Origin of the sequence: Streptomyces sp. CAU 1734, assembly GCF_039888735.1 — a bacterium.
Classification (GTDB): Bacteria; Actinomycetota; Actinomycetes; order Streptomycetales; family Streptomycetaceae; genus Streptomyces.
The window spans coordinates 585,487-593,721 of the sequence record NZ_JBDQQP010000002.1 but is presented as its reverse complement, the minus strand read 5'-3'; the positions used below and the strand labels follow the sequence as shown (position 1 = coordinate 593,721).

General features: G+C 73.4%; 7 protein-coding genes. 3 read left to right on the top strand and 4 right to left on the bottom strand.

Annotation, left to right across the window (positions count from 1 at the left end; translation table 11 throughout):
* The coding region (locus AAFN69_RS06255; protein WP_347727290.1) for a transposase domain-containing protein at nucleotides 1-130 on the bottom strand (130 nt) is incomplete at its 3' end.
* 77 nt (nucleotides 131-207) lie between these two features.
* Nucleotides 208-1,437 carry a GNAT family N-acetyltransferase gene (locus AAFN69_RS06250; RefSeq protein WP_347727257.1) on the bottom strand — a complete coding sequence of 410 codons (1,230 nt, stop codon included), beginning with the start codon at nucleotides 1,435-1,437 and terminating at the stop codon, nucleotides 208-210.
* 176 nt (nucleotides 1,438-1,613) lie between these two features.
* Between AAFN69_RS06250 and AAFN69_RS06245 the strand changes: the two genes are divergently transcribed.
* Nucleotides 1,614-2,402 carry an SDR family oxidoreductase gene (locus AAFN69_RS06245; RefSeq protein WP_347727256.1) on the top strand — a complete coding sequence of 263 codons (789 nt, stop codon included), beginning with the start codon at nucleotides 1,614-1,616 and terminating at the stop codon, nucleotides 2,400-2,402.
* A gap of 145 nt (nucleotides 2,403-2,547) precedes the next feature.
* On the top strand, nucleotides 2,548-3,822 hold the full coding sequence (locus AAFN69_RS06240) for an SUKH-4 family immunity protein (RefSeq protein ID WP_347727255.1): 1,275 nt from the start codon (nucleotides 2,548-2,550) through the stop codon (nucleotides 3,820-3,822).
* A gap of 86 nt (nucleotides 3,823-3,908) precedes the next feature.
* On the opposite strand, the gene AAFN69_RS06235 is transcribed toward AAFN69_RS06240, so the two are convergent.
* Nucleotides 3,909-5,144: a GNAT family N-acetyltransferase gene (locus AAFN69_RS06235; protein ID WP_347727254.1), complete on the bottom strand. Its 1,236-nt coding sequence runs from the start codon at nucleotides 5,142-5,144 to the stop codon at nucleotides 3,909-3,911.
* Nucleotides 5,145-5,252: 108 nt separating this feature from the next.
* Between AAFN69_RS06235 and AAFN69_RS06230 the strand changes: the two genes are divergently transcribed.
* The gene (locus tag AAFN69_RS06230) at nucleotides 5,253-6,398 is read left to right on the top strand and encodes a PP2C family protein-serine/threonine phosphatase (protein WP_347727253.1); all 1,146 of its coding nucleotides are present in this window, start codon (nucleotides 5,253-5,255) and stop codon (nucleotides 6,396-6,398) included.
* A 98-nt stretch (nucleotides 6,399-6,496) separates the two neighbouring features.
* On the opposite strand, the gene AAFN69_RS06225 is transcribed toward AAFN69_RS06230, so the two are convergent.
* A complete protein-coding gene (locus tag AAFN69_RS06225) occupies nucleotides 6,497-7,954 on the bottom strand; it encodes a cytochrome P450 (protein WP_347727252.1) in 1,458 nt (485 codons plus the stop codon).
* Between the last annotated feature and the right edge of the window lie 281 nt (nucleotides 7,955-8,235).

Genomic DNA, 8,235 nt, shown 5'->3' with positions numbered 1-8,235 from the left:
AGTACACCACCAGCCTCGCCGGCAGCAACCGCTGGCGTTGCTCGGCCCGCCCGCACGCCGCCACCACCCGGTCCACCAAACCCGGCGGATACACCCAGGTCAGGAGACCAAGACCCGATAAGTTAGACACACTCGCAGCCACCTGAACCACCCCCGGGACCCACTACCAAACACAGTACGCCCACCACAAAGACAACGGCATTGGGCCTAGATGTCGTGCGGCACCCACGCCGCCGGCTCGCTGCCGAAGGCGAGCGACGCCTCCGCCAGCGCCCCGCCGCGCAGCTCCCGCACCCGCCCGGCCGCCGCCAGCTCCGCGAGCGATACGCCGCCCAGCGAGGCCGCGCCCAGATCGCGTACGTCCAGCGCCAGATCCGCCGGGTCGGCGGTCCGCTCGCAGACCGCGCCCTTGGGGTCGCCGGAGAGCCGCCAGCGGCCCTCGTTCCACGGGCAGAAGGCGTCGGTCACCTCCAGCACCACATCCACCGGGGTCCGGTAGGCGCGCGACTCCAGCGCCGGGCCCACCTCCACCAGCCGCACATAGCCGCCGTCGCAGACGCGGACATTGCACCGGCGGATGTCGGAGACCATCTGCTGCCAGGCGTCGTCCACCGGCCGGTTGCCCAGGCTCACGGTGGAGGTCAGGTCGATCCCGAAGAGGTACCGCAGCAGCGCCGCGTAGGACGCGGGGTCGTCGGCGTACAGATCCTGCACCTCGACGGTGCCCTTGGGCCCCGCGTGGTCCCAGGCCGGGCGGATGCGGAAGGTCGTGTAGCCGATGGTCTCCCCGTCCCGCTCGGCGAGGGCGCACTGGAGCGGCGAGGTGCCCTGGCGGTCCTCGGGGGCGTCGAGGGCGGTGAAGTTCTCCCAGCCGGAGCGCCGGGAGATCATTCCGGGCCGGCCGGGGACAGCGCGGGCGTAGACCGCCTCACAGGCGGCGAGCGCCTCCTTCGGCGGGGCCTTGCGGATCCGCACGGCGTCCGTGCCCTCGGGGACGGCGAGCCGCACCCGGTCCGTGTCGATGTCGGCCTTGAGGAGAGCGGTGGCGGCGCCGTAACCGAAGCGGCCGTAGATGGCGGGCTCGGAGGCGGCCAGGATGGCGAAGTGCTCGCCCCGGGAACGGATGTCGTCCAGCTGCTTGCGCATCATCGAGGTGAGGACACCCCGCCGCCGGTGGGTGGCGGCGACGCTCACCATGGTGACCCCCGCCATGACGGCGAGTCCGCCGCCCGGCACGGCGACCTCGAAGCGGAAGGATCCCGCGGAGCCGACGCACACATCGCCGTCCCAGGCGGCGATCGAGCGGTCGAGGTCGGTGATGTCGCGAATCAGTTCGCGCTTCTCCGCGGACTGCGGGACTCCGCCGAAGGCCAGCTCCAGCCCCTCGTACCAGCCGTCCCACTCGGATGGGCGCAGGACTCGCAGTTCAGTGGTCATATGCCATCCCTATCAAGGGTTTTGCCCCGGACGCGAACGAATTTCCGGTCGGGAGGGGGGCCGGGGTACGGATACGGACACCCCGCGTCCCATGATGGAGCCGACCGTTCCGGTACCGCCGGAACCGGTACCGGCGCTCCTTCCCCCGGCCCCGCTCCCCCTTCCCGGAGGCCCCCTTGTCCCCGTCCGTGACTCCGTCTCCGTCACTGTCCCCGTCCCCGTCCGCGCCCCGCCCGGTCACCGTCGTCACCGGCGGCAGCCGCGGCATCGGCGCCGCCATCGCTCTGCGGCTGGCCGCCGACGGGCACGATCTGGTCCTCGGTTACGCCGGGAACGCGCGGGCCGCCGAGGAGACCGCCGGCGCGGTGCGCGCGGCCGGCGCCCGCTGTGCGGCCGTACGGGCGGACATCGCGGACGAGACGGCCGTGGAGCTGCTGTTCGACACCGCCGAGGCGGAGCTGGGCCCGGTCACCGGGCTGGTCAACAACGCGGGGGTGACCGGCCGGATCGGCCCTCTCGCGGAGACCGACACCGAGACCCTGCGCCGGGTGCTGGAGGTGAATGTCCTCGGATATCTGCTCTGCTGCCGCCGCGCGGCCCGGGACATGAGCGCGCGGGGCTCCGGCGCGATCGTCAACATCTCCTCGGCGGCGGCGACCCTGGGCAGCCCCGGCGAGTACGTCCACTACGCGGCGGCCAAGGCGGCCGTCGACGCCATGACGGTGGGCCTCGCCAAGGAGCTCGGACCGTCCGGTGTCCGGGTCAACGCGGTGGCGCCCGGCGTGATCAACACGGAGATCCACGCGGCGATGGGGGACCCCGGCCGCCCGGCGAGAGTGGCCCGCCGGGTCCCGCTCGGCCGGCCGGGGGAACCGGCCGAGGTGGCGGGGGCCGTCTCCTGGCTGCTGTCGTCGGACGCCTCCTACACCACGGGTACGGTGGTACGTATCGCCGGAGGCCGCTGAGCTGCGAACTCCTGCTGCCGAAGCAGACGTTCGCCGGGTCACCGCGGGCCGTTGTCGGTGGTGGCTCCTAGAGTTGGTCTCAGGGCGCGCCGGCGGTCACAGGGCGGGGAGATCCGCCGAGGGCATGAGCAAAATCGGGGGAAGAATGTCAGAGCTGTCAGCGAAGCCGATGGGCCGCGAGAGGGTGCTCGTCACCCTGCCGCCGGACGGGATCCACCCATCGCTCACCCATGAGCCCACCCGCTCCCTGCTCACCGGCGGCGGGGTGCCGGACGGCCACCGGCTGATGCGGTTCGGCCCGCTGGCCGAGACCGGCGGGCTGCCGCTGCGCGAGCTGCTGGCCGGTGAGTTCGACCCGTCCGCGTTCGATCCGGCCGTGCTGGATCCGTATGTCGCGGAGCTGCTGGTGATCGGCCATCTCAGCGTGGTGGAGGAGGGGGAGGAAGAGGAGGAGGTCGTCATGGACGGCGCCACCGGCCGGGTCTTCGTCCTCTATGTGGACGAGGAGTCACCCGAGTTCACCGAGGTCTTCCCGCTCGCTCCGTCCCTCGCCGCGCTGGTCCGGCTGCTGGACGCGGTCGACGAGCTGACGGAGGTGCGCGGCCGGTTCGCCGGCCTCGCGGCCCGGCCCGGCCCCCGGGCCGTGGAGGAGGCGTCCGATCTCTTCTTCGCCCTCGTCGAGGACGAGGAGTGGGAGGGGGAGTGGGGGAGCGCCGGGAGCCCGGAGGAGTGGGACGACGACATACCGGCGTTCTGGCGCATTCCCGCCCTGATCCAGCCGCTCTCCCTGATCGCCGGGCCCGGCTCGGGGCTGCTGCTCGATCTTCCGGCGGCCGTGCTGGAGGAGGAGTTCGGCGAGTCGAACATCGTCCGCGCCGACCCGGAGACCCTGCCCCCGGAGCTGGAGCACGAGCCCACCCGTCACTTCCTCACCCGGGTGGGCCTGCCGGCGAAGGCGGTGATGTTCGAGCTCCGCGACCCGGAGCGGCTGCTGCTGACCCTCGCCGAGCAGAGCGCGCACCACCGGGACGACGAGCGGATGTCCCAGCTCCACGCGGTCATCGGCGAGCTGCCCGTCGATCCCGGTCGGCTGCTCTGTCTGGGCGAGCTCATCCACGACCTCGTGGTCCTGATCGACGGCCGGACCGGCAGGATCCACTCCTGGCGGTACGGGGACGACACCCTCGGCCTGATCAATGCCGATGTCTCCACCCTGGCCTTCACTCTCTGGCTGCACCGCCGGGAGCTCACCATCGACGAGGAGGAGCGCTTCGCCGAGGAGTGGTACGGACCGCTGGCGGTCGCCATGGTCCGCACCCTGGCATCGGTGGACCCGGTCGCCTGCCGCACCCTGGACGACCCCGAGGAGTGGCCCTACTGGAAGGAAGCCTTCCACGACGAGCCGGGCGGGGTGCTCTGATCCGGGGGCGGCGGGCCCGGCAGCCCGGCCCGCAGGGTCCGGCAGCACGGCCCGGCACCCGGCACCCGGCACCCGGCCCGGCGGGCTCAGAAGTTGTGCGGCAGCCAGGGCACGACCTCGCTGCCGAAGGCGAGTGACGCCGCGCTCACCGCACCCGGCGAGAGCTCCCGCACCCTGCCCGCGCGGGCGAGCTCGCGGACCGGCACCCCGCCGAGATGGACCGAGGCCAGATCGCGTACGTCCAGCGCCAGATCCGCCGGGTCGGCGGTCCGCTCGCAGACCGCGCCCCCGGGGCCGCCGGAGAGCCGCCAGCGGCCCTCGTTCCACGGGCAGAAGGCGTCGGTCACCTCCAGCACCACATCCACCGGCACCCGGTAGGCGCGCGCGGCCAGCGCGCCGCCCACCTCCACCAGCCGCAGATGCGCCCCGTCCCGCAGCCGGGGCTCACAGCGCCGGGGGTCGGGCACCAGATGGAGCACCGGATCATCGACCGGCAGATTGAAGGCATGCACCCCGGCCATCAGGTCGATCCCGCAGAGGAACCGCCACAGCGCCGCCGACGCGGCCGCGTCCCGCGCGTGGATCTCCGTCACGGTCACCGTGCCGGTCGGCCCGGCATGGCTCCAGGACGGCGCGGTGCGATACCGCGCCCAGCCCACCGTCTCCCCGTCCCGCTCGGCGAGCACGCACTGGAGCGGTGATCCGCCCCCGCGCGCCGACGGCGGATCGAGCAGCCCCCACCGCTCCCAGCCCGGCCGCCGGGCGAGCATCCCGGGCCGCTCCCGCACCAGTGCCGCGTAGACCGCCTCGCACCGGGCCAGGACCGCCCCGTCCGCCGGATCCGCCTGCCGCAGCCGGATCAGCTCCGTCCCCTCCGGCGGCTCGACGGCGGCCCGGACCGTGTCGATCTCCACGCAGAGCTGCCGGGTGGCGATGCCGTAGCCGAACCGTCCGTAGGCGGCCGGTTCGGAGGCGGTCAGCAGGGCGAGGGGTTCGTTCCGGGCCCGGATGTCGTCGAGCTGGCGGCGCATCATCGCGGTGAGCAGCCCCCGGCGCCGGTGGGTCGGCACCACCCCCACCAGGGCCACGCCCGCCGCCGGCACCAGCGCGCCCCCGGGCACGGATATCCGGAAGGCGTAGGAGGACGCGGTCCCCACGCACTCCCCGCCGTCCCACGCCCCGAGCGACCGCCGGTCCTCGGTCAGCGCGCCGCGCAGCGCCCGCCGCTCCGCCGCCATCGGCACCCCGCCGAAGGCACGTTCCACGGCTCCGTACCACTGGTCCCGATCGTCATGCCCAAGTACCCGCAGAGAGGCTGTCATATGCCATGACTATCAAGCGATACATCGACAGTGCGACCCGATTTCGAACAGATTGTCGCGGGGGTCCCCCTGCACGAATGGCCGATGGGTCGATAAGGTCACACGACAATGGCTCATATCGGCGGAGTGGATTCGTTCCGGGCCCGGCTGCGGAAGCAGGTGCACCGGGTCCGTATCGCGCTGCGCAAATCCGCCGTGGACTACTTCCGCGGCGACCGCTCGGACACCCTGGCCCTCGCCGGCCTGCTGGCGACCGTCCCGGCCTTCACCTGGGGCACCATCGTCCAGTCCGAGTGGATCTCCCCCGCCGCCCTGGTGCTCCCCATCGTCGCGGGCGCGCTGCTGCTCCGCCCCGCCAGCCTGCTCGGTCTGTACGCGGCCTGCGCGGCCGGTCTGATCGTGGAGACCTTCGTCCTCGGCCCGTACACCGCCGGCCCCGCCCGGGTCACCCCCGGCACCGTGCTGGTGGTCGCGGCCTGCGGGTTCTTCGGACTGCTGATCGCGCAGTTCCGGGCCCGGGTCGGGGTGCCCTGGAGACGCGGCGGCACCATGCTCTTCGACCTGCGCGAACGCATCCGGGTGCAGAGCGCGCTGCCCCGGCTGCCCAAGGGCTGGCACCGCGAGATGGCGCTCCGCCCGGCGGGCGGCCAGTCCTTCTCCGGTGACTTCGTCGTCGCCGCCCGCACCCACGGCGGCCGGACCCTGGAGGTCGTCCTCACCGACGTCTCCGGCAAGGGCATGGACGCCGCCTCCCGTGCCCTGCTCCTCTCCGGCGCCTTCGGCGGCCTCCTCGGCTCGCTCCCGCCGCACGCCTTTCTGCATGCGGCCAACGGCTATCTGCTCCGCCAGGACTGGGACGAGGGCTTCGCCACCTCCATCCATCTCGTGCTCGACCTGGAGACCGGCGATTACGAGCTCCTCTCCGCCGGCCATCTCCCCGCCCTCCAGCTCGACGCGAGCACCGGCCGCTGGGAGGAGAAGGCCGCCGAGGGCCCGCTGCTCGGCGTCTACGACGGAGCCGAGTTCGACCCGGTCAAGGGCTCCCTCGGCCCCGGCGACGTCCTGATGCTCTTCACCGACGGCCTGGTGGAGTCGGCCGAGCGCGATCTCACCGAGGGCATGGACCGTCTCACCGGCGAGGCCGACCGCTATGTCGCCACCGGCTTCGAGGGCGCGGCCTGGCATCTCATCGAGGCGGTCGCCAAGGACGTCAACGACGACCGCGCTCTCCTGCTGGTCTGCCGCGACTCCTGACGGCGACCCCCTGACGGTGGCCCGGAGACCGGCGACCCCCTGACGGAGACCGGAGACCGGCGACCCACCGGCCGCGTCGCCGCTCACCCGTACGGCAGTCAGCGGCTGTGGAGTGTCAGCGAGCCCGCCGCCGGCATCAGGGACATGTTTCTGACCGGCCGGACCATCGGGGTGCCGGCCGGCGCGGTCAGCCGCCACCGGTCGGCGACGGTGGCCAGTACGAGGGTCGCCTCCAGCAGCGCGAAATCGTTCCCGATGCACTGCCGGGCCCCCGAGCCGAAGGGCAGGAAACCGGACTGCGGCCGGGTGGAGGCGGCCGGATCGGACCAGCGGTCCGGCAGAAAGTCGCCGGGACGGGGGAACAGATCCGCGCGCCGGTGCAGTACATAGGGGCTGAGGACCACCGTCGCCCCGCGCGGCACCCGATAGCCGCCCACCGAGGCGTCCCGGGTGGTGACCCGGGTGAGCACCCAGGCCGGCGGATACAGCCGCAGCGCTTCGAGCAGCACATTCCGGGCCTGCCGGAGCCGGGGCAGATGACCGTGGCCGGCCGGCTCCCCGCCCAGCACCGCGCGGGCCTCGGCATGCAGCCGCCGCTGCGCCTCGGGATGCGCCGCCAGCAGATGGCAGGACCACGCCAGCACGGCCGCCGTGGTCTCGAAGCTCGCCGCCATCAGCGACAGAACCTGGTCGTACACCTCGGCGTCGGTCAGCGCGGGCACGTCCTCCGCCTCCCCGGCGCTCAGCAGTATGGAGAGCAGATCTCCCCGGCGGGATTCGGCGCGGTGCTCCCTGATCACCCCGTACACGATCTCCCGCACCCTGGCCTGCGCCCGGTCGTAGCGGGCGTTGCCCCGGGTCGGCAGCTTCCCGGCCAGCGCGGACGGGGTCAGCATCCGCCGGAAGCCGACGGACAGGATGATCTCCATGGCCCGGCGGAGATCGGTGATCGCCCTCTCCTCCAGGGCGCCGCCGAAGAGCCCGCTGACCGCCACCCCGGCCGCGATGGCGAACATCTCCTCGCGGGGGTCGATGCGCTGTCCGTCCCGCCAGGTGCCCAGGACGGCGTCGATGCGCTCGGTCATCACCCCGGCGTAGAGCGGCATCCGGTCGCGCCGGAAGCCCGGCTGCACCTGCCGCCGCTGGGTCCGGTGTTCGCCGTGTCCGCAGGTGAGCAGCCCATTGCCGAGGAAGGTGCGGAGCTGGTCGAAGAGCGGGCCGCCCCGCTCGAAGGTGCGGTCGTCCATCAGGACCGCCAGCGTGGGCTCCGGATGGCAGATCACATACGCCTGCCAGGGCCCCGCCCCCACCCGGACCAGATCACCGTGGGCGCAGAGCCCGGTCAGGAACTTCAGATGATCCCCGGCGGCCCCGGCGGCGGTCCGCCACAGCCCCGCCCGGGGCGCGAGCGCCGGCGCCCGGCTCGCCGCGGTACGGCTGAGCGCCGCGCCCCCGGCCGGGGCGCGCACCGGGGCCCGGTCCTTTCCCGGAGCCCGGAAGGGGCCGGGGGAGTGCGCCGGGGAGGTGAAGGGGCACTGCTCGTCCTCTGCTGTCATCTCGCCTCGTCCATTCGTCCGGAAGATGAGCGCCCGCACCCGGGAAGCGCGGGTGCGGGCGGCGGCCTCCGCCGGGTACCCCGTACTGGTTTCACGCGGCGGCCCGGGCCGGGGTTCGGGACCGGCCGGGATCGCCCGCCGGGGTGCCGGCGGTGACCTTGGTGCGGTCGTGCGCGGTGCGGTCGTACGCGGCCTTCCGCCCGTGCCCGGGATCGGGCCGTGCCCGCGCCCGGGATCCGGCCGTGCGGCGACGCGCGGTTCGGCCGTGTCCGCGCCGGTTC

Coding starts and splice junctions, on each gene's coding strand:
- AAFN69_RS06230 (WP_347727253.1), top strand. CDS start 5,253: ATGGCTCATATCGGCGGAGTGGATTCGTTCCGGGCCCGGCTGCGGAAG.
- AAFN69_RS06225 (WP_347727252.1), bottom strand. CDS start 7,954: ATGACAGCAGAGGACGAGCAGTGCCCCTTCACCTCCCCGGCGCACTCC.
- AAFN69_RS06250 (WP_347727257.1), bottom strand. CDS start 1,437: ATGACCACTGAACTGCGAGTCCTGCGCCCATCCGAGTGGGACGGCTGG.
- AAFN69_RS06235 (WP_347727254.1), bottom strand. CDS start 5,144: ATGACAGCCTCTCTGCGGGTACTTGGGCATGACGATCGGGACCAGTGG.
- AAFN69_RS06240 (WP_347727255.1), top strand. CDS start 2,548: ATGTCAGAGCTGTCAGCGAAGCCGATGGGCCGCGAGAGGGTGCTCGTC.